At 64.7% G+C, this 24,727-nt stretch carries 23 protein-coding genes; 15 read left to right on the top strand and 8 right to left on the bottom strand.

The features are described from left to right. Nucleotides 1-207 precede the first annotated feature (207 nt). The 3 genes from AC239G_RS17615 to AC239G_RS17605 all read left to right on the top strand — a co-directional run bounded on the left by AC239G_RS17615 (nucleotide 208) and on the right by AC239G_RS17605 (nucleotide 3,703). Complete coding sequence (locus AC239G_RS17615) at nucleotides 208-669, top strand: DUF3817 domain-containing protein (RefSeq protein ID WP_487489419.1); 462 nt, start codon at nucleotides 208-210, stop codon at nucleotides 667-669. 196 nt (nucleotides 670-865) lie between these two features. Next, complete coding sequence (locus tag AC239G_RS17610) at nucleotides 866-2,653, top strand: flotillin family protein (protein WP_487489418.1); 1,788 nt, start codon at nucleotides 866-868, stop codon at nucleotides 2,651-2,653. A gap of 141 nt (nucleotides 2,654-2,794) precedes the next feature. Next, nucleotides 2,795-3,703, top strand: a complete 909-nt coding sequence (locus AC239G_RS17605; RefSeq protein ID WP_482400930.1) for a cation diffusion facilitator family transporter — start codon at nucleotides 2,795-2,797, stop codon at nucleotides 3,701-3,703. A gap of 1,245 nt (nucleotides 3,704-4,948) precedes the next feature. On the opposite strand, the gene menC is transcribed toward AC239G_RS17605, so the two are convergent. After that, a complete protein-coding gene (menC, locus tag AC239G_RS17600; protein WP_487489417.1) occupies nucleotides 4,949-6,073 on the bottom strand; it encodes an o-succinylbenzoate synthase in 1,125 nt (374 codons plus the stop codon). A gap of 168 nt (nucleotides 6,074-6,241) precedes the next feature. On the opposite strand from menC, the gene AC239G_RS17595 reads away from it, so the two are divergent. After that, nucleotides 6,242-6,760: a GNAT family N-acetyltransferase gene (locus AC239G_RS17595; RefSeq protein WP_487489416.1), complete on the top strand. Its 519-nt coding sequence runs from the start codon at nucleotides 6,242-6,244 to the stop codon at nucleotides 6,758-6,760. 123 nt (nucleotides 6,761-6,883) lie between these two features. Next, nucleotides 6,884-7,894, top strand: a complete 1,011-nt coding sequence (locus tag AC239G_RS17590) for a class I SAM-dependent methyltransferase (protein WP_487489415.1) — start codon at nucleotides 6,884-6,886, stop codon at nucleotides 7,892-7,894. A 155-nt stretch (nucleotides 7,895-8,049) separates the two neighbouring features. Here AC239G_RS17590 and AC239G_RS17585 read toward each other — a convergent pair whose 3' ends face one another. Beyond that, complete coding sequence (locus AC239G_RS17585; RefSeq protein WP_487489414.1) at nucleotides 8,050-9,222, bottom strand: M20 family metallopeptidase; 1,173 nt, start codon at nucleotides 9,220-9,222, stop codon at nucleotides 8,050-8,052. Nucleotides 9,223-9,326: 104 nt separating this feature from the next. Here AC239G_RS17585 and AC239G_RS17580 point away from each other — a divergent pair, with 104 nt between their 5' ends. After that, nucleotides 9,327-10,808 (top strand): glutamate-cysteine ligase family protein, encoded by a 1,482-nt coding sequence (locus AC239G_RS17580; RefSeq protein ID WP_487489413.1) that lies wholly within the window; start codon nucleotides 9,327-9,329, stop codon nucleotides 10,806-10,808. Nucleotides 10,809-10,949: 141 nt separating this feature from the next. Here the strand turns inward: AC239G_RS17580 and AC239G_RS17575 are convergent, their stop codons facing one another. Continuing rightward, nucleotides 10,950-11,255, bottom strand: a complete 306-nt coding sequence (locus AC239G_RS17575) for a cupin domain-containing protein (protein ID WP_434592180.1) — start codon at nucleotides 11,253-11,255, stop codon at nucleotides 10,950-10,952. Between the two features lie 119 nt (nucleotides 11,256-11,374). Between AC239G_RS17575 and AC239G_RS17570 the strand changes: the two genes are divergently transcribed. From AC239G_RS17570 to AC239G_RS17560, 3 genes are read left to right on the top strand one after another with little or no spacing between them, the layout of a single operon-like run. Beyond that, nucleotides 11,375-11,947: a peroxidase-related enzyme gene (locus tag AC239G_RS17570; protein WP_434592177.1), complete on the top strand. Its 573-nt coding sequence runs from the start codon at nucleotides 11,375-11,377 to the stop codon at nucleotides 11,945-11,947. A 4-nt stretch (nucleotides 11,948-11,951) separates the two neighbouring features. Next, the gene (locus AC239G_RS17565) at nucleotides 11,952-13,190 is read left to right on the top strand and encodes a pyridoxal phosphate-dependent aminotransferase (protein WP_487489412.1); all 1,239 of its coding nucleotides are present in this window, start codon (nucleotides 11,952-11,954) and stop codon (nucleotides 13,188-13,190) included. A gap of 19 nt (nucleotides 13,191-13,209) precedes the next feature. Beyond that, nucleotides 13,210-14,145, top strand: coding sequence for a DMT family transporter (locus AC239G_RS17560; protein ID WP_487489411.1), 936 nt, complete (start codon nucleotides 13,210-13,212; stop codon nucleotides 14,143-14,145). 97 nt (nucleotides 14,146-14,242) lie between these two features. Here AC239G_RS17560 and AC239G_RS17555 read toward each other — a convergent pair whose 3' ends face one another. Beyond that, complete coding sequence (locus tag AC239G_RS17555; RefSeq protein WP_101546621.1) at nucleotides 14,243-14,602, bottom strand: ArsR/SmtB family transcription factor; 360 nt, start codon at nucleotides 14,600-14,602, stop codon at nucleotides 14,243-14,245. 100 nt (nucleotides 14,603-14,702) lie between these two features. Then, the gene (locus AC239G_RS17550) at nucleotides 14,703-15,290 is read right to left on the bottom strand and encodes a peptidoglycan-binding protein (protein WP_487489410.1); all 588 of its coding nucleotides are present in this window, start codon (nucleotides 15,288-15,290) and stop codon (nucleotides 14,703-14,705) included. A 151-nt stretch (nucleotides 15,291-15,441) separates the two neighbouring features. Here AC239G_RS17550 and AC239G_RS17545 point away from each other — a divergent pair, with 151 nt between their 5' ends. After that, nucleotides 15,442-15,708, top strand: a complete 267-nt coding sequence (locus tag AC239G_RS17545) for a hypothetical protein (RefSeq protein ID WP_139469017.1) — start codon at nucleotides 15,442-15,444, stop codon at nucleotides 15,706-15,708. A 96-nt stretch (nucleotides 15,709-15,804) separates the two neighbouring features. Here the strand turns inward: AC239G_RS17545 and AC239G_RS17540 are convergent, their stop codons facing one another. Then, nucleotides 15,805-16,434: a GyrI-like domain-containing protein gene (locus AC239G_RS17540; protein ID WP_487489409.1), complete on the bottom strand. Its 630-nt coding sequence runs from the start codon at nucleotides 16,432-16,434 to the stop codon at nucleotides 15,805-15,807. Nucleotides 16,435-16,532: 98 nt separating this feature from the next. Here AC239G_RS17540 and AC239G_RS17535 point away from each other — a divergent pair, with 98 nt between their 5' ends. The 4 genes from AC239G_RS17535 to AC239G_RS17520 all read left to right on the top strand — a co-directional run bounded on the left by AC239G_RS17535 (nucleotide 16,533) and on the right by AC239G_RS17520 (nucleotide 20,755). Then, nucleotides 16,533-17,222, top strand: coding sequence for a HEAT repeat domain-containing protein (locus AC239G_RS17535; protein WP_181271504.1), 690 nt, complete (start codon nucleotides 16,533-16,535; stop codon nucleotides 17,220-17,222). 208 nt (nucleotides 17,223-17,430) lie between these two features. Further along, complete coding sequence (locus AC239G_RS17530) at nucleotides 17,431-18,528, top strand: MerR family transcriptional regulator (RefSeq protein ID WP_434592158.1); 1,098 nt, start codon at nucleotides 17,431-17,433, stop codon at nucleotides 18,526-18,528. A gap of 123 nt (nucleotides 18,529-18,651) precedes the next feature. Continuing rightward, a complete protein-coding gene (locus tag AC239G_RS17525) occupies nucleotides 18,652-20,121 on the top strand; it encodes an LssY C-terminal domain-containing protein (RefSeq protein ID WP_434592155.1) in 1,470 nt (489 codons plus the stop codon). 148 nt (nucleotides 20,122-20,269) lie between these two features. Beyond that, complete coding sequence (locus tag AC239G_RS17520) at nucleotides 20,270-20,755, top strand: SRPBCC family protein (protein WP_139469020.1); 486 nt, start codon at nucleotides 20,270-20,272, stop codon at nucleotides 20,753-20,755. A gap of 21 nt (nucleotides 20,756-20,776) precedes the next feature. Here the strand turns inward: AC239G_RS17520 and AC239G_RS17515 are convergent, their stop codons facing one another. Beyond that, nucleotides 20,777-21,364, bottom strand: coding sequence for a MarR family winged helix-turn-helix transcriptional regulator (locus tag AC239G_RS17515; RefSeq protein ID WP_248284011.1), 588 nt, complete (start codon nucleotides 21,362-21,364; stop codon nucleotides 20,777-20,779). A gap of 85 nt (nucleotides 21,365-21,449) precedes the next feature. Between AC239G_RS17515 and AC239G_RS17510 the strand changes: the two genes are divergently transcribed. Then, nucleotides 21,450-22,397, top strand: coding sequence for a hypothetical protein (locus tag AC239G_RS17510; protein WP_487489408.1), 948 nt, complete (start codon nucleotides 21,450-21,452; stop codon nucleotides 22,395-22,397). Between the two features lie 279 nt (nucleotides 22,398-22,676). On the opposite strand, the gene AC239G_RS17505 is transcribed toward AC239G_RS17510, so the two are convergent. Continuing rightward, the gene (locus tag AC239G_RS17505) at nucleotides 22,677-24,608 is read right to left on the bottom strand and encodes an acetate--CoA ligase (protein ID WP_434592146.1); all 1,932 of its coding nucleotides are present in this window, start codon (nucleotides 24,606-24,608) and stop codon (nucleotides 22,677-22,679) included. Between the last annotated feature and the right edge of the window lie 119 nt (nucleotides 24,609-24,727).

Genomic DNA, 24,727 nt, shown 5'->3' with positions numbered 1-24,727 from the left:
CACGGACGGCCCGACGTGGGCCGGTGACTGGAGGCGGTCGCCGGCCCGTATCGGGCCGTTCTCGTCTGCGAAGATGACGATGGCCGCGGTTCGAATCCGGCGCCGATGACGCAGCTGAGTCTGCCCTGAACCAGATCTGAGATCGAGCGACTCACCTGGCGGCGCTCCTCAGGGGGCGTTCACCTTGTCCGGGCACAATGGTCTTCTGTGACTCCCAAACGCTTCTTCACCTTCTTCGCCATCGCCGAGACCGTCACCTGGACTCTGCTGCTCATCGGCATGTTCCTCAAGTACGTCACCCACACCACCGATGTGGGTGTGCGGATCGGCGGAGGCATCCACGGCTTCATCTTCATCTGCTTCGTCATCGCCGTCATCGGCGTCGGCACTTCGCAGCAGTGGAGCAAGCGCCGCATCGCCACGGGCCTCGGATCGGCGATCATTCCGTATGCCACGATTCCCTTCGAGCGTTCAGTGGAGAAGACCGGGTCCCTCGAGGGCGATTGGGGTCTGGGTCGCAACGGCCGCACCCCGCAGACTTGGTTCGAGAAGCTCACCTCGTGGTGCATCCGCTTCCCATGGGCGGCCATCGGCATCGGCGTCATCTTCGTCGTCCTCGTCTTCTCGGGTCTGCTCATCGCCGGACCGCCGTGGGAATGGGGCAAGTGAACTTGATCACTGCATCGGTGGTGTGAGGGAAGGCTTCCACCGCGCGATCAGCGGTCAGGTGGGCCGCCTCGGCGAGATTCTGCCTTTCAGCGCGAGGGTTTCCACCCTGTTGCGTGCCAGTGGGCTGGCCTAGGATGAAAGGGGCCGGCCGGCGATCGGCCGGTCGGCACACCCCACCGCGATGAAAGGCCCACTGATGGACCTGCTCTTAGGCGCCGGAGGAATCGGCGTCCTCGTGATCATCATCCTGATCGCGCTGTTCGTGATCCTGCGCTCCTACAAGATCGCTTCACCGTCCGAGGCGCTCATCATCACCGGCCGGAACGCCTCGGGCGCTTCGGGAACCGGTCGCATCGTCATCGGGGGCCGCTCGGTCGTCTACCCGATCGTGCAGAAGGCGTTCATCCTTTCACTGTCCTCGCGGCAGATCTCCGTCGAGATCGACGGCATCTCCATCAACGGCATCGCCCTGCGTCTGCGCGGCGTCGCCCAGGTCAAGGTCGGCGGCACCGAAGACGATGTGCGCAAGGCCGCACAGCGCTTCCTCGATCAGCAGGACCAGATCGACCACTACTCGAAGGAGATCCTCTCGGGTACCCTGCGCGCAGTGGTCGGCACGCTCACCGTCGAGCAGATCATCCAGGACCGCGCTTCTTTCGCCGCGCAGGTGCAGGAAGAGTCCGCGCACTCGATGAACAATCAGGGCCTCATCATCGACACCTTCCAGATCTCTGCCGTCGAGGACGAAGGCAGCTACCTGCGCGACTGGGGTCGTCCGCAGGCCGCCGAAGTGGCGAAGAACGCAGCCATCGCCGAGGCGAACGCCGGCCGTGCTTCGGCCGTCGAACAGGCGCAGCAGAACGAGGAGACCCAGAAGCAGCAGGCGCTCACCGATCAGGCGATCGCCGAACAGCAGCAGCAGCTGGCCCTGCGCCGGGCCGCGCTGAAGGAAGAGGCCGATCAGCGGCAGGCCACGGCAGACAACGCCGGTCCGTTGGCCGCGGCGGCCGAGAAGCAGAAGCTGCTCGAAAAGGATCGGATCGTGGCGAAGGAAGCCGCGGAGCTGCGTGCCGAACAGCTCGACGCCGAGGTGCGCCGACCGGCCGACGCCGAACGCTACCGGCAGCAGGCCGCGGCCGATGCCCGTGCATATGAGATCGAGGCGCAGGGCCGGGCCGAGGCCGCCGCCGAGCTCCACCGTCGCTCGAAGGACGCCGAGGCCATCCGCCTCGAAGGTGAAGCTGAGGCCGATGCGATTCGTGCCCGCGGTGAAGCCGAAGCCGAGGCGCTGCGTGCACAGGCCGAGGCCTACAAGCAGTTCAACGATGCGGCCGTGCTGTCGAAGGTGCTCGAGGTGCTGCCGAGCGTGGCAGGCGAACTCGTCGCTCCGTACGCGAACATCAAGGACCTCTCGATCGTGTCCACCGATGGCGAGTCGAAACTTGCGAATTCCGTGTCGAACAACCTCTCGCAGGTCCTCGAGGTCGTGCGCGGAACGACCGGTGTCGACCTCACCGACCTCGTCGCCAAGGCGAAGGGCTCCGGCGGAGCTGGCTCGAGTGGTGATGGTTCGGGTGAGCCCGGTGGAGACGGCGGGGCCGGTGGTTCTGGCGGGACTGCTCCCGATGGCACGTCTGGGGCGGACCGCGCCTCCGACGAGATCGTCGACGGAGTCGTCGCAGATGGTGCGTCGGCGGGACCGCGATCGACAGGCACGGGATTCGATCCGAAGGCCTTCCTCGATGACAGCGGCGTCGACCTCGACCGGATCGGCGACGAGGTGAAGAAGGCCACAGGCTTCGATGTGCAGGCCTATATCGATGAGGCGAAGCGTCGCCTCGACGAGAGCGGTACAGGCGCGTCCGGGGCCGGCTCGGAGGCGGGTCCGAGCTCGGCTTCGAACTCGGGCGAAGGCAACGCCTCGCCCGACGGCGATGAGCCCGGCGGCGAACAGGACGACGACGGCAAGGGCGCCCAGGACTGACCGCCGCCCCGGGTGAGGGGCGCCCACATCGTGCAGGCAGCGGCCGCCGAGGACATCCTCGTCGGCCGCTTCTTTCGTGGAGGTCGATCAGATGCATAAACAAATGTGCATATGTTAATGTTTTGAGTCGAGGAGGTATCTATGGCTCACGATCATGCACATGGTTCAGGTTCGCGGCGGCAGCTGCGGATCGTCTTCGGCATCGTCGCGACGATCTTCGTGTTTCAGCTCATCGGCTCGGTGGTCACGGGCAGTCTCGCGCTGCTCATCGACACCGGCCACAACGCCGTCGATCTCATCGGCATCGGCATCGCACTCTTCGCGGCGAGCTTGGTCAGCAAACCGACGGGCGGACAGAAGACCTGGGGGTTCCGTCGGGCGGAAGTGCTTGCGGCCGGTGCCCAGGCGACTCTGCTGTTGGGGCTCGGTGTCTACAGCCTCATCGAAGGCATCCAGCGGTTCTTCGTCCCGCCGGAGGTGCCCGGACCGGGCCTGCTGCTCTTCGGTGCCATCGGCCTCGTGGGCAACCTCGTCTCCATCGTCATCCTCAGCTCCTCGAAGGAAGACTCCCTCAATCTCAAGGCCGCATTCCTCGAGGTCATCGCCGATGCGCTCGGCTCGGTGGCCGTGATCTTCGCAGCCCTGGCGATCTGGCTCTTCGGCTGGGACCGGGCCGACGCCGTGGCTGCTCTGGTCATCGCGGCGCTCATCGTCCCCAGGGCGTTCGCCATCCTGCGCGAGACCGGATCGATCCTGCTCGAAGAGGCGCCGAAGGAGCTCGACCTCGACAAGGTCCGCGAGCATCTCGAGGCAGTCGAACATGTGCAGGAAGTCCACGACCTCCACATCACGCGCATCGACTCGAATCTGCCGGTGCTCACCGCTCATGTCGTTCTCGCGGATGAATGCTTCTATGACGGGCATGCTCCGCGCATCCTCAAGGCTCTGCAGGAATGCCTGACAGAGCACCACAAGATCGCGATCGAACACTCGACGTTCCAGTTCGACCGGGCGAAGGACGCCGCCGAGGAGACTCACACCCACGACTGAAGGGAAGAGGGTGTTAAGAATCGTTCTTGAAATTCACTCTTAAGGCGGGTGCCCACAAATTCGACTCATTCGGCAGTCCTAGTTCATCGCGAACATTGAGCCGTAGGCGCGCAGAGAGACGGCTGAGGACGAAATCTCTTCCGCCTTCATCAAGCGCCTTGCGCATGTCGATTGAGGCTCGTACTACATCGGAGTTTCCGAATAGGATCAGTTCGTTCAGGATTCGTCGCAGTTCGTCTATTTTGATCGCACGTGGGTTCGTCAGATCTCTGTAGGCTGAAGTCAGGCATTCTACGGCGCGTTCGCGTCTTGCGGAGTTTCGTTCTCGTTGGGCTGTGAGCATGTGGCCAACCCAGGCTCCGAGTAAAAGGGTAGCTATCGGCCCAGCGATTGCGGACACAAGTGCCATGGAAATTTCCACTCGTCACTCTCCGTCGGCGCGATCCACGGTCCACCAGTGGTCCGGGTTTCTATTGCATTCCGCGGCGGCGGTGCGTTTGGTTACTTTTGTGCGTCCTGATTGGTAATCAGTAACCCATTCGGTTGGCTTGTTGTAGAAGCGCAGGTCTCCATCGCATTTTGGGCACTTGCCTTGAAGCTTGGCGAGGCCAATTTTCCCGCCCCAGCCAGTAACGGATGGTAAAAAAGACCACGCGGAGAAATGTTGAGTTCTGTGTTTGGTTATGCGTCGCAGTTCTATGAACAGAATTAACGCGACGACTGTCACGGCAAATGTAATCAGCCAGCCGTATGAAGGCGGTTGCCCGGTTAGTCCACTCTTGAATGAAGTGACGAGTGAGCTAATTCCTTGCCAGCCCGATATTAGACTGAATATCCCAAGAACAACAGAAATCCAAGTGAGAACTGCGAGCGTAAGCGGACTTTTCCACGACCATTTCGGTTCGTATGTGGCCGTTTCTTCTTCCGCATGATTCGTAAAATGGACATCGCGTCCAGCTTGAATGAAATTGCCAGAATGAATGTCGCCAGTATTGATGCCCTGGCTGTTCTGGACGGCTGAGTCCGGCCTCGAGGAATCGACAGGTGTGCCACATCGTCGGCAGAAGAGATCGTCGCTCGAAAGTTCAGTTCGGCAACCAGGGTTTGGGCAATACATCGCTATCCTTCCCGAAACTGCACAAGTTTGAACATTGAGACTTCTGCATCGTCCCTAGTTGTCTGTTGCTCAACCTCAATTACATTTTGTTCTCTTCAAAACTAGTTTACTTGCTGAAATGCGTCGTCCTACTGTCCGGGCAGGATTTCCACTGATTCGGTGCGGAAGCGTTCGAGCTTGGCCGGGTCGATGGAGACGCCGAAGCCTATGCCGGTGGGCACGTCGACCTTGCCGTCGTACATGACGATCTCCTCTGTGATGTCCTCGTGGAAGAACCGATTCGAGCCGGAGATGTCGCCGGGCAGGGTGAAGCCCGGCAGTGATGCCAGCGCCGCATTCGCCGCCCGCCCCAGGCCGGTCTCGACCATTCCGCCGTGCCAGACGGCGACGCCGTGGGCGGCGGCGAGATCGTGGATCTTCTTCGCCTCGACGAACCCGCCGACCCGTCCTGGCTTGATGTTGATCACCGAGGTGGCGCCGAGCATGATCGCGTCCGCGGCAGCCTCGGCGGAGACGATCGACTCGTCGAGGCACATCGGAGTGTCCATGAGCTTGGCGAGCTCGGCGTGCTGGCGGATGTCGGCTTCGCCGAGGGGCTGTTCGATGAGCAGGAGACCGTAGTCGTCGAGGCGACGCAGGTGTGCGGCATCGACGAGGGTGTAGGCGGCGTTCGCGTCGACCTGGAAGCCGAAATCGTCGCCGAAGGCCTTGCGCACGGCGGCCACCGGGGCGATGTCCTTGCCGGGTTTGATCTTCAGCTTGATCCGGGCGTAGCCCTCTTCGAGGTAGCCGCCGATGACCTTGACGGTCTCCTCGACGGAATCCTGAATGCCCACCGAAACTCCTGAAGGCACGGAGTTGACCACTCCGCCGAGGTAGTCCTTGAACGACTGGTTGTTGAGCTTGAGCTGGGCCTCGATGACGGCCATCTCCAGAGCCGACTTCGCCATCGGGTGGCCGATGACATGACGCAGGTGCCAGCCGACGGTCTCCGCAGTGAGATTTTCGACGTCGAAGAGCAGCGGTGCCAGCCAGCGGCGAGTGACATCGATGCCGGCGGCCACATATTCGGAGGAGTAGAGCGGAGAGATCATCGCCACGGACTCTCCCCACCCGGTGATCTCACCTTGCGGGGTGTCGAAGACAGCCTCGACGAGGTAGCAGTCCTTCTCCGTCTCCCGCATGAACGAGGTCTCGAACGGGGTGACGAGAGGAATCGAGACTTGGTGGAGGGTGACTGACTTGAGCTTCATATGCCGGGCTCCTGCTTTGCAACGGGGCGGATGGGTCTTCGCTTCCACCTTATGCCAGCGGTCCGCGCCGAGTTGATCTGTACTGCTCCGTGGCCGCAGACGACAGCCTTGACTCTTGGTCCGAGCTCGGAGACGATCAGGGCATCCGAATATGAGGAAACCCATCCCATGATCGAGTTGAAAGCACTGACGCCAGCCGACATCGTGGCTCATAACCTCGGCGAGGATGCCGAGACAGTTCGCTGGTTGACTGGCGAGTATGGCACCGAGGAGTCCACCCGCCAACACTTCGAGCGATTGGCGAACAACGCGTCCAGCGGACTCGGTGCCAGAGGGTTCGGGATTTGGGCGGATGAACGTTTGGCTGGCTATATTGAGTGCGATCCGGACCTCGCTGACTTGCCTGCGAAAGGCGATGTCAACGTGTCTTACTCAATCCATCCTTGGGCTCGCCGCCGAGGAATTGCGACTGCCGCGGTAGAAATCATCTGCGAAATCATCGCAGCCGAGGAAATTGGGTCGCGCGCGATCGCACGGATCGAGGAAGGAAACACAGCTTCGATTGGCGTCGTGAGCAGATTGGGCTTCGAGTTCATGGGCACGTATCGATCCACGACCGACCAGCACCTGGACGGTAAGCCAATGGTCTACCAGGTCTACAGCCGGGATCCTCATCGGCGAATCTGATCATGCCACGGTGCCGGATTAGTGGGTGAGTCTCGGCCTAAACCTAATGCAGAACCTTGGAGCGGCGGGCCGGCGATTGATAGTGTGAACAAAAGTCTTCCTGTCAGCAAGGGGGCAACCGTCGTGAATGACCACCTGCGCACTTTCACCGCGCGCAGACAGTCCTGGTTTGGCCTCAAGCTGCCGGTCAAGACCGCCCTCGCACAACCTGCGCTCCACCCTCTGCTGCGAACGATCGCGCCCCGGATCAGAGGGCTGAAGATCGGTCGTCTCCCCGCCCCCATCGAACTCACCGAAATCCGCGGGAGAGCGGGCGGAGCGGACTTCATCCTCGTCGAGCCGTTCCGCTGCGAGATCGCCAAGGAGTTCTACTGGGGAAGGGGCAGACGCACCGAACCCGAAGACGCGTTCGCCCTCGACCTCATGGTCGCGCTCAGCGCCGATGCCGATGTCTTCCTCGACATCGGCGCCTACACCGGGGTCTTCACCATGGCAGTCCTCGCCGCGAACGAGAATGTGCGCGCCCACGTCTTCGAGATCATCCCCGCCGTCGTCGCGGGTGTGGAGAAGAACGTCGAACGCAACGGCTTCAACAGCCGCGTGACCGTCCACCCGACCGGGGTAGGCAGCCCCGACACCTGGATGAAGGTGCCCATCGGGGACGGAGGATCGGCGCTGCCGTCGTTCTACTCCTCCGATATGCGCTTCGACTCCGACGCCGAGGTGCGCTTCACCTCCCTCGACGCACTCCTGCCCGAGGTGCTGGCCGAGGCGTCGGAGCGAGATCCGCAGCTGCACGCCGGGGAAGGTGTTCCTGACGTTTCAAGGCGGGGAGAGGCACCGCGCGTGACGGTGAAGATCGACGTCGAAGGCGGTGAGAACGACGTCTTCGCTCACGGCCAGGACTTCCTCGCTGCGCTGTACCCGGACATCCTCTGCGAAGTCCTCGATGACCGCGCGAAACCACGCGAACTCATGGGCCACCTCGGCGAGCACGGCTACCACTACTACCTCGTCGGTGAAGATCGGCTGTACGCGCGGACGGCGATTCGGCCGGATCCGCGCCTGCGTGACTGGCTGTTCACGCTGAAATCACCGGATCAGATGCGCGCGGCGGGTTACCCGGTCGACTGAAGTCCTGCTGCCGACAGTCAACTGTGCGCAGATTGCACATTTTCGGCTCGAAACTGGCAATCTGCGCACACTTAACTACGGAGGGAAGGCCCCGGCGCACTGTCGGTGTCTGGGAACTACGGCAGCAGCGAAAGGCAGCAGCTCGCCGCTCCGCTTCAGCCCTGCAGCTGATCGGCGATGAGAGCGGCCAGCAGCGCGGTGCGCGGAGCGATCTCGTCGACGACGGCGTGTTCGTGTTCGGCGTGGGCCCCATCGCCGACGGCGCCCAGACCGTCGAGGGTGGCGATGCCGTCACCGGCGGTGAAGTTCCCGTCCGAGGCGCCGCCCACGGACACTCCCTGCGGCGCGGGCAGCCCGAGTTCGCCGGCGAGGGCCGTCGCCCGCTCGAAGAGCACAGCCGACTGCTCAGGTTCGAACGGAGGCCGGTTGATCCCGCCGAGCACCTCCGTCATCGAGCCCTCCACCTGCGGCTTCGCAGCCAACTCACGGATCTGCGCATCCACGCGTTCGAGCTCAGCCGCAGTCCGGGCTCGCACATCGATGTCCACCCGGGCCTCGGCCGGCACGGTGTTCGACGTGGTCCCCGCGCTGATCACGGTCGGCACCACCGTCGTCTCCGCCTCGGCGTCGGCCAGGTCAGCCACCAACGGCAGAGTCAGAGCCAGGGCCATTCCCGCGTTGATGCCCTTCTCCGGTTCGAGCCCCGCGTGCGAGGCCTTGCCGGTGAACTTCAGCACGTAGTTGCTCGTGCCCTTCCGCTCGAGTTTGAGCGCCCCGCCCGCGCTCGCCTCCATGACGAACACGGCCTTCGCCTCGGCTGCCTCGGCGCGGATGAGGTTCGACGAGGACACGGATCCGATCTCCTCATCGCCGGTGACGAGGATCGACAGACCGTCCAGTCCGCCCTCGCCGAGGTGGTCGGCCACCATCGCGGTCGCGTGCACGCTCATGATCGCCCCGGTGAGCATGTCGAAGCTGCCGGGACCGCGGAGGATGCCGTCCTCGGTGGAGAACGGGATGCGGTCGAGGGTGCCGTGCGGCCACACCGTGTCCTGGTGGTTGAGCAGGACGACGCGGGCCGGCCCGGTGCCGAAGCGCAGACGCAGGTGGGCGGTGCCGTCGACCTCGAGCAGTTCCGCCTCGGCGCCGAGGCGGTCCCCCAGGAGCGCGGCGAAGTCCCGTGCTCCTGCGGCCACGGCCGCCTTGTCGTGTGAGGGGGTCTCGATGGAGATGACCCGTTCGATGTCGGCGAGCATGTCGGGCAGACGTCGCTTCGCCTGTTCGACGAAGTCAGCGGGCTGGGGCGCAGATGATGTGGTCGAAGTCATAGGGCGAGTCTACGGAAGGCCGGTTGCCGACATCGCAGGTGTCCGAATGATGCCTGTGGACCGCGCCCGCGCACAAACCCGGCCGTCTGTGGTTTGCTAGTCCTATGGGTGAGGCAGTCAGCTCGAAGCGGTACACGCCGGAGGAACGCACACTGTATCGGGAGAAGCTCGCGGAGAATCTCGAGCTCTTCGATACCTACCTTCGTCATGCGGATTTCAAATCGGCGGGCACGATCGGGCTCGAACTCGAGCTCAACCTCGTCGGCGAGGGCAATCAGCCGAGCCTGCGCAACAAGGAGGTGCTCGATCGACTCGATGGCGAGTACCAGTCCGAGATCGGCGGCTTCAACCTCGAACTCAACCATCCGGTGCTCCAAGTGGCCGGGCGGGGGCTGAAGACCTTGGAGGCCGGTGTCGCCCATCGCTTGGAGAAAGCGCAGAAGGCCGCCGAGGAGGACGGACTCAAGGTGGTGTCGATCGGCACCCTGCCGACCCTGACCACCGAATTCCTCACCGATGAGAAGTGGATGACGGAGGAGAACCGCTACGAGGCGCTGAGCAATTCGGTCATCGACGCCCGGGGCGAATACGTCCGCATCGAACTCGGTCGTGAAGAGCGGTACAAGGCGGAGTTCGCCGATATCGCTCCGGAATCCTCCTGCACGTCGATGCAGCTGCACCTGCAGGTGGCGCCGAACCGTTTCGCCGACGCGTGGAACGCCTCGCAGGCGATCGCCGGGGCGCAGGTGGCGATGGCAGCGAACTCACCGCTGTTCGTCGGCCGCAAGCTGTGGCACGAATCCCGGATCCCGATCTTCGCGCAGTCCATCGACACCCGCACGCCCGAACTCGTCAACCAGGGCGTGCGTCCCCGTGTATGGTTCGGCGAACGGTGGATCACCAGCGTCTTCGACCTCTTCGAGGAGAACGTCCGCTACTTCCCGCCGCTGCTGCCCGAGATCAAGGACTTCGTCGAATTCCGTGCCGCCGACGCCCCGAAGCTCTTCGAACTCAACCTCCACAACGGCACGGTGTGGCGTTGGAACCGCCCCATCTACAACTCCGGCGACGGCGGCGCGCACATCCGTGTCGAGAACCGCCTGCTTCCGGCCGGTCCGACCCCGGTCGACATGGTTGCCGACGCCGCCTTCTACTACGGCCTGGCCGAGTTCCTCGTCGGGGAGAACCGCCCCGTGTGGTCGCGGATGTCATTCGCCGAGGCGGAGGAGAACTTCAACGCCTGCGCCAAGGATGGGATCGAGGCCCGGGTGACCTGGCCGAAGATCGGACGCATCGGCGTGGCCGACCTCGTCACCGATGTGCTCGCGCCGCAGGCCAGGCGCGGACTCTCGCGACTGAACATCGACAAGGACGTCATCGACGAATACATGTCGATCATCGAAGGCCGTGCCGAAAGCCGCGTCAACGGTGCGACCTGGCAGCTGAAGGCCCTCGAGAGCCTCGCGCCTGGCAGCCGCCAGGAATCGCCCGAACGCGCCGAGGGCATCACGGCGATGATGGATGCCTACCTCGCGAACCAGGCGACAGGGAAGCCCGTCCACACCTGGGAGATCCCCACTCGCTGAGGCTGATTTCTCGTCGCCTCTGAGGCGCTCGAGTGATGTGACGCGAGCTGAAATGTCTCTTGTGGGTGGATCCACACCGATATCGCGGCAGAAATCGAGGTGGATCCACCCACAGGGAACGTGCTTTATGAACTACTTGGTTCAGAGGCGTTCGACCTCGACGAAGACGACGTCGGCGCCGCCTCCGGGGTTCGAGACCTCGTGCTCGGACCCTGCCGGACGCGTGTAGGAGACTCCTGCCTCGAGTTCGGCGCGGATCTCTGTGCCGTCCGAATTGCGCACGAGCATCGCGTCCGTGACCATCGGCACGACGACGTATTCATACTCGTGCTTGTGCATCGGGATGACGCCGTCGGGGCGGATCGTCCACTTCGTCACCCGGAACACTCCGTTGTCGAGCTGGACCTCGCCGGTCGAACCGGTGTCTGCTGCTTTGTCTGCGGTCATGGTGATCTCCTTCGATACGCGAGCGGTTTGCGGTAGAGCCGGGACGGACCTGACGCACTCACTGTATCGCCCTGAGCAGGCTCGACTTGAACCGATCCACCCGGGCTAGCATGAGGGATATGCGATACCCACTTGCTGACATCGACAACGTCGACGATGACATCCGCGCCCAGATCCTCGAGGTCGCCGAGAAGTCGGGCTTCGTGCCCAACGTCTTCCTCGCACTGGCCCGCCGACCGGAGGAATTCCGCGCTTTCTTCGCCTACTACGACGCGCTCATGGAGAAGGAGACGGGGAACCTGACCAAGGCCGATCGGGAGATGATCGTCGTGGCCACCTCGGCGATCAATCACTGCCTCTACTGCGTCGTCGCGCACGGAGCGATGCTGCGGATCTTCCAGAAAGACGCGCTCATCGCCGATGTCGTCGCCACGAACTACCGCCAGGCTGATATCAGCCCCCGTCAGATGGCTATGCTCGACTTCGCCGTGAAGGTCTGCGAAGAGCCGTGGGCCGTAGGAGACGCCGACCACCAGAGGCTTAACGACCACGGATTCGACGCCGAAGACGCCTGGGACATCGCCGCGATCACCGGCTTCTTCGGCCTGTCCAACCGCATGGCCCACATCTCCGGAATGCTCCCGAACCCGGAGTTCTACACCCTCGGCCGCCTCCCGCGTGAGAAGAAGTGAACCGATGACCTCATCCACCCCCGCCGAGGCGGACCCCACCACCCGTGCCTCCGCCGTTTCCGGTCCGGCCGCCTCCGCCCGATCCGGGCTCGTCAAACCGTTCGCCGCGATGGGCATCGTCGCCACCGTCGGGCAGATGCAGCGCGCCGGTCGTGACACCATCGCCATGTGCTTGGGCGAACCGACCCAGGGCGCGCCCGGTCCCGTGCTCGCCCGTGCCGCCGAGGTCATGACCGACGGCACTGGACTCGGATACTCGCCGATCTTCGGCATCCCCGAACTGCGCGAAGCCATCGCCTCCCACTACCGCGACTGGTACGGGCTCGACATCGCACCCGACCGCATCGCCGTGACGACCGGATCCTCCGGCGCCTTCCAGACGACGTTCCTCACCTGCTTCGACGTCGGCGACCGGGTGGCTCTGGCCCGACCTGGGTACGGGGCGTACAAGAACATCCTCGCCGCACTCGGCTGTGAGGTCGTCGAACTCGACTGCGGTGCCGACGAAGGGTTCCAGCCCACCGTCGACCTCTTGGCCGCCGCCCATGCGGAGGCCCCGCTCAAGGGGCTCATGCTCGCGTCGCCTGCGAACCCGACGGGCACGATGATCGGCCCCGAGGCGCTCGGCCGGATCGTCGACTGGTGCCGGGCCAACGGGGTGCAGGTGATCTCCGATGAGATCTACCACGGCATCAGCTATATCGGCACCCGCGGAGAATGCGCACTCGCCCACGACGACTCTGCCATCGTCATCTCCTCGTTCTCCAAATACTGGGGCATGACCGGGTGGCGACTCGGCTGGGCGATCCTGCCCGAAGCACTCGTCGCCCCGGCCCAAAACGTCACCGGCAACCTCTCACTGTGCGCCCCGGTGCCGGCACAGTACGCGGCGGTCGCAGCCTTTGCGGATGAGTCCTATGCCGAATGCGAGGCCGCTGTGGCCTCGTTCGCCGGTGCCCGCGAACATGTCCTGGGTGCCCGCGCGGACCTCGGCTTCGGCGAGATGGCTCCACCCGACGGCGCCTTCTACATGTACGCCGGAGTCGACGACATCCTTGACCGCGCGGGAATTGCCACCGCCGGCCAGTGGTGCGCGCAGGTGCTCGAGGCCACCGGCGTCGCGCTCGCCCCCGGTGACGACTTCGACTCCGTCGACGGCTCCCGTTCGGTGCGCCTGTCGCTGGCGGTCGGCGCCGACCGCACGGCCGAAGCCATCGACCGCATCCTCGACTTCATGGGATGAGCCCCGACGAGGTGACCCGATGAGCGCCGAGGATGTGCGGGCGGGAGGGCCATCGCCCACGCCGAAGGCCCTGCCGGTGCTCGGCATCATCCTGGCTGCCGTCCTGCTCGGATCGGCCGGACTGTTCGTCATCCTCGCCGAGGCGATCGCCCCCACCGCCGCCTTCCTGCGGTGTTGGATCGCGGTCATTGTGCTCGCCCCGTTGGCGTGGCTCGAGCTGCGACGGTACGGCCGTTTCCCGCCGAAGGCGATCCTCATCGCCGCGGTCTCCGGAGCGGCGCTCGGAATCGACTATGTGCTGTGGGCGCAGAGCGTGCTCGACGCCGGTCTGGGCGTGTCCACGGTCCTCATCAGCGTTCAAGTGATCGTGTTTCCGGCGCTGGTGTGGGCGTTCGGCGGTTCAAGGCCGGGTTGGCTATTCATCGGCTGCGTGCCGATCATGATCATCGGCATGCTGCTGACCGGGGGAGTGTTCGGCGCCGACGAGACGGCAGCGAATCCGACGCGGGGAGCGATCTTCGGGGTCCTGTCCGGTGTGCTCTACGGCGTGTACATTTTCGGCATCCACCACAGCCGGAAGGTCGCCGGAGACTTCGTCGTCGCCCCGGTCCAGGTGGGCACGATCGCGGCCGGCGTGATGACCGCCGTCGCCGGGCTGACCCTCGGCGGCCTCGATTTCGACCTCGGCTGGGCCGGTTGGGGCTGGATGATCGCCCTGGCCGTCTGCGGTCAGGCGCTGTCGTGGGTGCTGCTGAGCATCTCCAGTCCGCTGGTGCCGGTGCCGATGACCGCGGCGCTCATGCTGCTCCAACCGCTGTCCGCAGTGGTGCTCGGATCCCTCGTCGCCGGGGAGCGGCTGCAGGCGGGCCAGTGGATCGGTGCCGTCCTCGTGGCCCTCATCGTCTGGGTCGTCGGTGGAGGACCCGAGGCCCTGACACGTCGGCGACGTCGGTAGGGGTGGGCTGCCTCGGCGAAGGATCGCCGCTGTGGGCTGGGAACGGTGGGCCGCCTCGGCGAAGGAATCGCTGCGGAAGCAGCGCCCCGGGTGGAACTCAGTGTTCGTGGGCCTCGATCGTGTGGGCGATGGCGTCGACGATGATGTGGGCGACGTGGTCGTCCTTGAGCGAATAGTAGGCTTCGCGGCCGATCCGATTGACTCCGACGAGGTGGAGTCCGCGGAGGAACTTCAGGTGCTGGGACACCAGCGGCTGGGACAGTCCGGTCGCCTCGACGATGTGGGTGACAGTGGCCTCGCCGTGGGTGAGGACGAGCAGCATCTTCAGCCGGGAGGGTGTGGCAAGTGCCTTGAAGAGGTCGGCAGTCTCGGTGATGGCTTCGAGATGGTCCTCGGGATTGAGCAGGAGCTGCTCGACGTCGTCATTGACGGGAACGGAATCGGGAACGGAAGCCATGAGTGCAGATTACCGGACAACCGGGATGGTCATGCGATATCCGGCACTGTGGAGTGGTCGTGGCTGTCGCGGGGTTCGGGCGGTCGGAGCTGCCCGCGTCTCAGTCGAGGGCTTCGACGTCGGCCTGCGAGCCGAGGAGGTCATCGGCCAAGGACTCCCACTGACCGTAGGCGTCCGGCAGTGCCGACCGCTGCACGGACTGTGCCGCTTCGGTCGGTGACATCGAATCCCAGCCGTCGATCTGGTTGAGGCCGGGGTTCTCGACCTCGGGGTTGATCCCATAGAACGCCTTGGCCGCGTAGATGGGATCGGTGAGCTGATGGGGTTCGCCCCAGCCTTGTGACGGGCGCTGCTGGAACAGGCCGACCGAATCGCGGTCGCCGGAATCCAGATTGCGCAGCGAGGACTCCTGCAGCGCTGTCATCAGGGCGATCCTGATCGCATGGTCGTCGAAGTTGCCGCCGCGGCCGACGCCGATGATGAGCCGAGCATTGTCGATCTGCTGTTCGCTGAGCTGGTTGACCGAAGCCATCTGCATCTGCCTGATCTTCGTGGAACCGAATGAAATGGGGGAATTGAGGATGATGACGGCGCCCACGACCAGTGCCATCACTGCTGCCCCGAGCCCGATGAGGGCACCAGTGAGCACGGACCGGCGGCCCTTGCGAGATGAGGTCAGACGAGGCATGAATATAACGATAATGCAACAAACTTAAGAGTGCATGGGGCAACGCCGAGGTTTTTATCACAGGAAGGTCACGGCCGGGCGGCGGTGAGCGTGCGAGTGGAGCCGATCGCGGACCGGTTTCGGAAGGCCCCGCACAGCTTAGGCTTGAACCATGGTGAGAATCGTTCGGCGCAACAACCGCCCACCTCTGATGACCTGTCTCATTGTGGTCTTCTCCTTCGTCGCCGTCGGCATCCTGACCGTTGCCGGCATCCTCGTCGCCATCATCTTCCTCTCCGCGGAGTCATCGTCGACAGGTTCATCGCCGACCTCGGACTCCTCGTCGATCGGATCCTCATCCTCCGATTCCGATTCGGACGGCGGCCCCGGTCCGAGCACCACTGCCCCGGTGTCCGGAGGTTGGACGAGCGGAGGCTGATTCTTCGGCAGCGGTCGGGCAGGTTGGGTCCCGGCGGAGTCCCTGGTAGGACGGGCGAGCAGCATCGACGGTGCCCGTCCAGATCACCGATCCGGATCAGCCTCGGTGATCCTGCGGGGCCACCGGCTGGCGGAGGATCGTGCGCAGCTTCTCCGGTGCGGTCCGGCGAACATCGCTGAGGTAGATCTCGTGATGCTTGCCCGCCATCGTCATCCCTGCCTCGGGAATGACATCGGCGTGCATGTGCTCGAGGACGGGCCCTTCGTCGTCGAAGGGACCGATATGCAGGGTCTGGACGCACGTTCCCTCCCGCAGTGTGTCGAATCGGATCTCGCCGAGGCGGGGCGCCGATCCCTTCGCCCGGACCGTGTCGATGACGCCGTCGACGTGGCCTGCGTCCAACCAGTCCGGGACGAGCAGCATGAGCGTGAAGTCCCACGCTGACTTGTCCCGAGCACTCGTGAACGCCGCCATATCATCAGCCCACCACAGCCCTTCGAGCGGAGGCACGACATAGTCGCGGCCGAGTTCGAGCTTGCTGAAGAACTTCAGCCCATAGGCGAGCGGATAGAGGCTCGTCAGCGCCGATGCGAAATCCGGCGAGGTGTTCGGGTCTCCGTGGCCATCGATCATGAGGTACTGCGATTCCGGCACCTCGATGAGGTCGAATCGCCCCTGCTTCGCGCGGAAACTCGGCAGCGATCTCTTGAAATCGATCTTGTCCATACGAGGCTCCGCTCCAGGGTTGGGAATGAGATGAGTCTGATCCGCTTGACCTTGACACGATGTCAGGGTCTTCACTGGGTGGCAAGGAGGTGGAGACCATGACACATCCACTCAAACACCACCGGACCGACACCGGCGACCCCATGATCGAAGCGCTGAGTGCGTCGACCCCGCAGCAGCGCCTGCAGGCGGCGATGGCCATCGGCACACGAGCCGAGCCCCGTGACCTCGACGTGCTCATCGCCCGGTGCCGCATCGAACCGGACTTCTTCGTCCGCGACATGCTCACCTGGGCGCTCACTCGGCTGCCCGCCGGCGACACCGTTCCCCGCCTCGTCGCCGAACTCGACTCGCCGCTGTCGCAGGCGATCAGCCAATCCCTGCACACCCTGTCGAAGATCGGTGACGTGCGTGCCTGGCCGCCCATGGACCCGGCCCGGATCGGCACCGCGCTCATCGCCCATACCGACACCGAGGTGGCCCGCAGTGCGTGGAGAGCCGCCGTTGCCCTTGTGCCCGGTGAAGATCGTGAAGAACTGGCATCCGCCCTGGTGACACAGTTGGGTCGAGGGGATCTCGAGATGCAGAAGAGCCTCAGTCGAGCGATTGTGTCCCTCGGCGAGGATCTCGTGTCAGTGGTCGATGAGAGGCTTCATGCAGAGGACGACACAGTGCGGGCTCACGCCATGGCGACTCGGGACATGTTCGATGACCCGGATGCCGGCTTCGCCCACGCCTTGGACGCAGCCAAGCGGGTGGTCGCACTGGGGTCCGAGGCCACGGTCTAGATCGGCACAGGGAAGGTCTGATCGTGCGTGTGCCGACGGGTGGGGCAAGCCCGCCGGCGCACGGCCGAGGTCTCGGATCCCTTCCTTCAGTTTGCGGTTCCAGCACCTGTGCGAAATTCGCCTGCGACCGTTGAACGACGTCCGAAAGGTCCCAGGCATCGAAGAACTTCGGAACAATGCACCCGGAGCGCCACTATTGCGGCATAGAGTGGCTGACAGCAGAGAAGAGGTGGCAATGCTCATCGGCGAAGTGGCCCGGCGCTCCGGTGTGAGCGCACGCATGCTGCGCCACTACGAATCATTGGGCCTCGTCTCGCCCAGCCAGCGGACGCCCGGCGGCTACCGGGAGTACTCCGACGCCGACATCGGGCGCATCTTCCACATCGAAGGTCTGCGCAAACTCGGGATGTCTCTGACCGAAGTCGGTCGGGTGCTGTCCGAGCCGGACTTCGACCCCGGCACAGTGCTCGGGGACCTCATCGACCAGGCACGTGAGCGGATCGCGGCCGAGCAGCGTCTGCTCGACCACCTCCAGTCCGTCGCTCGGCTCGGTCGAGCCGACGGCGAGTCTCTCCTGTACACCATCGATCTCATGCGCTCTCTCGAATCCGGCGATGTCATCCAACGGCACAAAGCCGCACTCGGCAGCGGAGTCGACGGAGGAATGCCGATCGAGGCCTTGGCGCAGGCGGTCCTGCAGGAGACCGTGCTCAACGCGGCCGGGGCCATGCGGTGGGCGCTCGCCCAAGCCGGTGCCGAGGCCGTGCCCCATGTGGTGGTCGGAATGGACGACGCATCGGCCCAAGTGCGTCGCAATGCCCTGCTCGCCCTCGACGAGATCCGCAGAACCACACCGGACGAGAAACTCGACTCACGCTCGATATCGATGATCCGTCAGGCACTGGACAAGGGACTCGACGATGTCGACTCTGATATCCGCAGCATCGCCGCGCTCACCCTCGGCCGCTCAGGTGACGAGAAAGCTGTGCCCGTGCTGCTCGACATGGCGATGAACGGACCGAAGGACATCGAGGCGGCCGAGACCCTCGGCACCATCGTCGACGCGACCGGACCGACTGCCGACATCGGCGAACGGGTACTCACCGAACTGCATCGACAAGCGGACTCGCACGATCCCCAGATACGGTTCCGGGTGCTCCAAGTCCTCCTCGAGATCTCCGGCGACCGCAGCAGTGACCTCATTGCCGAGCTCAGCGACGACGACAGCCCGGAGCTCGCAGCCACCGCACTCGCCGCACTCGACCGACGCCGACGGGAGCAGACATCGGACAAAGAGCGAACCTGACCGATTTCGGTCGGGCGGCCTCTGTGAGGGGGCGGTGGGAATCCGCGTTCCGACCGCCTCGGCGAAGGGATGTCGGGTCTTCCTCATTCCGGTGGCTGTTGCCGGATCACTAAACTGGCCCTCATGACAACGGGCGGGACGACGGACGGAACGGATGCGGCCGGTGCGGCGGTCGGGCAGAAGCGGCGGCTGCGGCAGCCGTTCGTCTATCGGCGACACCACTTCACGCCCACCGGAGTGCTCGACTACCTGTTCTTCCTGTTCGCCGGTGCGGCCTCGACTTGGCTGGCGCTGCTCATCCTGCTCAAGGGATTCAGCCTCGGCTGGTGGCAGGTGCTCACGCTGCTCGTGTTCTGGGGAGTCGTGTCCTATCTGGCTCTGCCCAGGCTGCACCGCATCCTGTCCCAGATCTATGTGCCGAACTACTTCATCGGCCGCACACGCACCTCTGACGGTCTGCTCGGCGATCCGGTCAATCTCGCCTGGCGTGGTGAGGAAGCGCAGATCCACCATGCGATGCGCGAAGCCGGATGGATCCTCGCCGACAGCATCACTCCCGCATCGACGTGGGAGATCATCCGGTCGACGGTGACGAAGCGCAGCTACCCGCAGGCGCCGGTGTCCCCGCTGCTGCTGTTCGGCCGCCGTCAGGACTTCGCCTACCAGCAGGAAGTCGATGGAGATCCGGGCCAGCGCCACCATGTGCGGTTCTGGAAATGCCCGCGCGGATGGCTGCTGCCCGGCGGACATCAGGCCGATTGGCTGGCCGCCGGAACCTATGACAAAGCCGTCGGCATCTCCCTGTTCACCCTCCAGTTCACCCACAAGATCGAAGAGAACACCGACGTCGAACGAGACCACATCGTCGATACAGTCACCCGTGCCAATGAAGTGATCGCGGTCGATCGGATCAAGGACTTCTCCACCGGATACCACTCCCGCAACGGCGGCGGCGATGCGATCATCACCGACGGGCACCTGCCGATCGTGGACGTCACCGAGGTGGTCGCCGACGAAGCCGACCATCCCGAACGCCTGGAGCTGGCGCTCGACGCCACCCGCATCTACTCCGATTCACGCAGCGTGTCCGAAGTGACGAAGACCCTGTGGCGACAGCGCCCGCTGCAGACCGTCGTCGGGGCCGCCCTCGTGCTCGTCCTGCTGCTCTTCCAAGCGTGGGACGTGACCAGTATGCTCCTCGATTGGAACGGACTGCGCTCCGAAGTCGTCGGCTACAGCTCGGACATCGCGGCCATCAGCGATGACACGGCCACGCGCATCGTCGCGGGAGTCCTCGTCGGCGTCAGCATCCTCATCGGTTGTCTGCAGGTCATCGCCTCGACGTCGGTGTTCCGCGGCAGCAACCGGGCCAGGCTGTGGATCCTCACGCTCTCGACGATCTCCGTGATCGTGTCGATGACGAACTACTTCACCGGAGACCGCGACCTGGCGACGAACATGTATGCGCTGACGACCATCGCCATGCAGGTGGCGGTGCTGCTGGCGCTGTCGAGCGACTCCTCCCGGATGTTCACCCGCTTCAGCACCGCAGCCCTGCGTGCCGAACGACAGGACCGCGCCCTCGAGGACTGACGCGGCGGGCTCCCACCCGCGAGGAACGGGGCGGCGGGTTCCCGCCCGCAGGGCCCTGGATGGCGGGTCCGTGTATTCTGACCGTGTCCGATCCACTCCGCACTTCAGCTCGACGCCGAGGCTGGACCACACACGAAGGCAGGACTCCATGACCGACCAGACCCCCGATGCTTCCGTCTTCGATTCGATCGATCCGGTCCTCAAGGTCGTCACCGCCGAGATCGAGATCTCAGCTCCCGCCGAGGCGGTCTTCGAACTCATCGCCGACCCGCAGCGTCAGCCGGAATGGGACGGCAATGACAACCTCGGCTCGGCCGTCGAGGGCCAGCGAGTGCAGGGGGCCGGGAGCTCGTTCGTCACGACTCTGACCAAGGGCGTGGACCGGGAGAACCACATCGTCGACTTCGCCGAGGGCAGGCTCATCGCCTGGAAGCCCTCCGAAGTGGGTGGAGAGCCGTTCGGTCAGAAGTGGGTGTGGGAGATCGAACCGACCGGAGACGACTCGGTCCTGGTTCGTCACACCTATGACTGGACCGAGCTGCGCGATCCGAAGCGTCTGTCGCGGGCGCAGTCGACGACCGCGGCGAATCTGCTCGCCTCGCTCAAAAGACTCAAACAGCTCGCCGAAGGGTGAGGACAACCGCCGGGCCATCGCTCATTTCGGCCAGGCGTCGGCGAGACGCGTGAGCAGCGATGCCAGCTGTGCCCGTTCGTCCTCGGTGAATGTGCTCAATGCCTGATCGACGTTGTCACGCTGGGCGCCGCGGAATCTGTTGGTGATCGCGCGGCCCTTGTCCGTCAGCGCGATGAGGGTTCGCCGGGCATCATCCGGGTCTGCCTCGCGACGCAGTAGTCCGAGCTCGACGCCTTGGGACACGAGCCTGGACGCGCGAGGCTGATCGACGCCGATCGCATCGCCGAGTGCGCTGACTCCCAGCGCCGTGCCCGCCTGGACGAGTGAGACGAGCAGACGGATGAGCGCACGCCCACGGCCGTGTGCGGCGAACGGCCCACCGGGATGACGCCTGCCGCCGAAGGGGAAATCGTCTGAGTTCCGACCGCCACCGAATCCACCACGGTCTCCGAATCCACCGCGTTCACCAAAGCCCCCGCCCTGGCCAGGGCCGCCGTGCTCACCGAACCCGCCGAAGGGGCCGAATCCGCGCGGTCCGCCGGGCCCGCGCCGCCACTGCAGGCGGGTGAGCGCCTCGGCGATCGCCTGAATGTCATCGTTCGTGCTCATGATTCGATTTTACATGCCACTTGACATGCAATCGAATTGCATGTCATTCTGCATGTACATGTCAGATGACAACTAAGGAGATGACATGACTGAAAACAACGACTTCAACGATGACAACGACGACTTCACCACCCCGACCGGGGCAGCCGGCGCAGCAGGTGCCGATGACCGGAAGAACTCGCCGAACACCGGCGAGAACACCGTCGCCGGCAGCGCCTCGAGCCTCGGCTCCGATCGCGAACAGCCGGGCGAAGCGGGCAAGACCGATGCGGCGGAGAATGATTCGGCCGCGCGCACTGAGTCCGTGAACGGTGCCGATTCCGGCGACGGCAAGGGCGATGACACCGACACCGATCTGCCGCAGCTGCTGCGCGAGTTCAGCCACGTGCTGCGTCGCGAATTCCGCTCGGCTGCGGTCGACTCCGGATTCGACCCTCGCGACTTCGGGCGTATGCGGCGAGGACGTCGCCGCTGGGACTCCGATGAGGTCGTCGCCGACGGTGCCGCCTACCCGGAAGAGCCTGTGACCTACGGTCCGCCGCGCGGCCGAGGTGGATGGGGGCCATCGAAGAACATCGATCCCGAAGAGCTGCGCCAGCGCTTCCGCGATATGCGCGACGGAGTCGGCGATCGCATCGAAGAGGTGCTCACCTCCGAAGAATTCGAGAACCTCAAGGCCTCGCTGGCGAAGATCGTCGACAACTTCGGCCCCGATCGCTGCGGCGACGACTCGGCCCGCCATAACGGACCGTACGACCGCGAACACCCCCACGACCATGACGATCACCGAGGCGGCCCTGACCGTCACGAGGCTCATGGACCCCGTGGTGGGAACGGCGACCACGACCGCCGCCGCGGGGGAGGCCGCGGACGGCGCGGATTCGGCCCGAACTTCGGTCCCGGCTTCGGTCCGGGCCGACGAGGATTCGACCCCTTCGGCTGGGCCGATGAGCGCCGCAGCCGCGAACAGGAGGTCCAAGAGGCCTTCGAGCGCGGATTCGCCGCGGGCTTCGAACAGGGACGCAACTCGTAAGCGACGCCGCCGGTGGAGTGCTCTCCGCCGGCGGCCGACCGTTGGGTCGTGCGAAGACACTCTCCCGACCACCCGAGAACGCGATGCCGGCCCGCACATCCGCGCTGTCCATCAACAGAACGGCACCGTGAAACATTGACGCGATCCGGTGCGAACCTCCACGGTTCGCACCGGATCGCGTCTGCGTCTGTGTGCCGAGACTCCCCGCGCGGTGCACAGGCGTATCCACGGCACTTCTGCCGGCGCAACGATCATGCGGCAGCACGGCCCGCTCACCGCTCAGCTGCGGGAGAGCACCGCCCCGAGGTCATCGAGCACGCTGCGATCCTCGATCGTCGACGGCACTGCCGGGTCGTCGGCGCCATCGGCGATCTGCCGCATCGTCTTGCGCAGGATCTTGCCCGACCGGGTCTTCGGCAGACCCGCGACGATGTCGACGCGTTTGAATGCGGCGACCGGTCCGATCTCTTTGCGGACGAGCGCCACGAGTTCGTCGATGACGGTGTCCGGGTCGGCCGCCTCGGCGGAATCCCCGAGCACGACCAGCGCACGTGGGATCTGTCCCTTCATGTCATCGTGGACGCCGATGACAGCGGCCTCGGCCACGGCCGGGTGGGAGGCGACGACCGCCTCGATGATGCCGGTGGACAGGCGGTGGCCGGCGACGTTGATGACATCGTCGGTGCGACCCATGACGAAGACGTACCCATCCTCATCGAGATAGCCGGAATCGCCGGTGAGGTAATAGCCGTCGAAGGCGGCGAGGTAGGAGGAGATGAACCGCTCGTCGTCACCCCACACCGTGGCCATGGTGCCCGGAGGCAACGGCAGTCGGATGACGATGAGTCCTTCCTCCCCGGCCGGAACTGGCTGACCGCCGGGGTCGACGACCTCGACGTGGAAGCCGGGAGTCGGCTTCGTCGAGGATCCCGCCTTGAGCGGGAACCGGGTCAGTCCCAGCGGATTCGCCGTGATCGGCCAGCCGGTCTCCGTCTGCCACCAATTGTCGACGACGGGGACGTCGCGTCCGGTCGCCTCGGCGAGGATCTTCGTCGTCCACTCATATGTGTCGGGATCGAGGCGCTCGCCAGCGAGGAATTCCGCACGCAGACTCGACAGATCGTACTTCTTCATCAGCTCGCCGTTCGGGTCCTCCTTGCGCACCACGCGCATGGCGGTCGGGGCGGTGAAGTGGACGTTGACCTTGTGCTGCTCGATGGCGCGGAAGAAGGCTCCGGCATCGGGTGTGCCCACGGGTTTGCCCTCATAGAGCACCGAGGTGACGCCGGCCAGCAGGGGTGCGTAGATGATGTACGTGTGCCCGACGACCCACCCGACGTCGGAGGCGGTGAACATCGTGTCGCCCGGGTGGAGGCCGAAGACGGTCGGCATCGAGAAGGCTCCGGCCACCGCATATCCGCCGGAGTCGCGGACGATTCCCTTCGGTTTGCCGGTGGTGCCCGAGGTGTAGAGGACGTAGAGCTCGTCGGTGGCCTTCACGGTCACCGGGTCGATGCCCTCGGGCGTCTGGGCGAGCAGTTCGGCGTAGTCGAGGTCGTTCTCGTCGAGTTCGCAGCGATGTTCGTCGCGCTGGACGATGACGGTGAAGTCCGGTTTGTTCTCAGCGATCTCGATGGCCTCATCGAGCATCGGTTTGTATTCGAGGACTCGGCTCTTCTCGACTCCGCAGGAAGTGGAGATGACGGCTTTCGGGGCGGTGTCGTCGATGCGCACGGCGAGCTCGTTCGGCGCGAAGCCGCCGAAGACGACCGAGTGGATCGCGCCGAGGCGGGCGCACGCGAGCATGGCCACGGCTGCCTCGGGGATCATCGGCATGTAGATGACGACGCGATCGCCCTTGGTCACCCCTCTGTCCGCCAGGGCCCGAGCGAAGCGGGAGACCTCGTCGAGAAGCTCGGCGTAGGTGATTGAACGGACGGTGTCTGTGACCGGCGAATCGTAGATGATGGCGGCCTGGTCGCCGCGGCCGTTCGCGACATGTCGGTCGAGCGCGTTGTAGCAGACGTTGAGCTCGCCGTCGGGGAACCAGCGATAGATCGGCGCATTCGAATCGTCGACGGCTTTCGTCGGTTCGGTGACCCAGTCGATGTGGTTCTTGGCCTGCTCGAGCCAGAAGCCGTGCGCGTCCTCGGCGATGCGGGCCACGACGTCGTCGTAGCTTTCAGCGGAGTTCTCGATGGTGGTATTCATGCTCCCATTGTGACGCATGGCACAGTCATTCGCTGAGGTGGGGCGCATCCTCGGGGATCGCCACCGGCACGAAAGTGGACCCATTTCCCTGCACTCGGACCAGGAGAGGGCACAATGGG

The sequence above is a fragment of the Brevibacterium sp. Lmc1 genome (assembly GCF_057654315.1).
Note: the sequence above shows the minus strand (reverse complement) of the source record. Positions and strands in the feature narration are given on the sequence as shown.

Excerpts from the sequence above, each read along its gene's own strand:
- AC239G_RS17610 (WP_487489418.1), top strand. The coding sequence starts at position 866 with ATGGACCTGCTCTTAGGCGCCGGAGGAATCGGCGTCCTCGTGATCATC.
- AC239G_RS17605 (WP_482400930.1), top strand. The coding sequence starts at position 2,795 with ATGGCTCACGATCATGCACATGGTTCAGGTTCGCGGCGGCAGCTGCGG.
- menC (WP_487489417.1), bottom strand. The coding sequence starts at position 6,073 with ATGAAGCTCAAGTCAGTCACCCTCCACCAAGTCTCGATTCCTCTCGTC.
- AC239G_RS17595 (WP_487489416.1), top strand. The coding sequence starts at position 6,242 with ATGATCGAGTTGAAAGCACTGACGCCAGCCGACATCGTGGCTCATAAC.
- AC239G_RS17585 (WP_487489414.1), bottom strand. The coding sequence starts at position 9,222 with ATGACTTCGACCACATCATCTGCGCCCCAGCCCGCTGACTTCGTCGAA.
- AC239G_RS17580 (WP_487489413.1), top strand. The coding sequence starts at position 9,327 with ATGGGTGAGGCAGTCAGCTCGAAGCGGTACACGCCGGAGGAACGCACA.
- AC239G_RS17575 (WP_434592180.1), bottom strand. The coding sequence starts at position 11,255 with ATGACCGCAGACAAAGCAGCAGACACCGGTTCGACCGGCGAGGTCCAG.
- AC239G_RS17570 (WP_434592177.1), top strand. The coding sequence starts at position 11,375 with ATGCGATACCCACTTGCTGACATCGACAACGTCGACGATGACATCCGC.
- AC239G_RS17565 (WP_487489412.1), top strand. The coding sequence starts at position 11,952 with ATGACCTCATCCACCCCCGCCGAGGCGGACCCCACCACCCGTGCCTCC.
- AC239G_RS17560 (WP_487489411.1), top strand. The coding sequence starts at position 13,210 with ATGAGCGCCGAGGATGTGCGGGCGGGAGGGCCATCGCCCACGCCGAAG.
- AC239G_RS17555 (WP_101546621.1), bottom strand. The coding sequence starts at position 14,602 with ATGGCTTCCGTTCCCGATTCCGTTCCCGTCAATGACGACGTCGAGCAG.
- AC239G_RS17550 (WP_487489410.1), bottom strand. The coding sequence starts at position 15,290 with ATGCCTCGTCTGACCTCATCTCGCAAGGGCCGCCGGTCCGTGCTCACT.
- AC239G_RS17545 (WP_139469017.1), top strand. The coding sequence starts at position 15,442 with ATGGTGAGAATCGTTCGGCGCAACAACCGCCCACCTCTGATGACCTGT.
- AC239G_RS17540 (WP_487489409.1), bottom strand. The coding sequence starts at position 16,434 with ATGGACAAGATCGATTTCAAGAGATCGCTGCCGAGTTTCCGCGCGAAG.
- AC239G_RS17535 (WP_181271504.1), top strand. The coding sequence starts at position 16,533 with ATGACACATCCACTCAAACACCACCGGACCGACACCGGCGACCCCATG.
- AC239G_RS17525 (WP_434592155.1), top strand. The coding sequence starts at position 18,652 with ATGACAACGGGCGGGACGACGGACGGAACGGATGCGGCCGGTGCGGCG.
- AC239G_RS17520 (WP_139469020.1), top strand. The coding sequence starts at position 20,270 with ATGACCGACCAGACCCCCGATGCTTCCGTCTTCGATTCGATCGATCCG.
- AC239G_RS17515 (WP_248284011.1), bottom strand. The coding sequence starts at position 21,364 with ATGAGCACGAACGATGACATTCAGGCGATCGCCGAGGCGCTCACCCGC.
- AC239G_RS17510 (WP_487489408.1), top strand. The coding sequence starts at position 21,450 with ATGACTGAAAACAACGACTTCAACGATGACAACGACGACTTCACCACC.
- AC239G_RS17505 (WP_434592146.1), bottom strand. The coding sequence starts at position 24,608 with ATGAATACCACCATCGAGAACTCCGCTGAAAGCTACGACGACGTCGTG.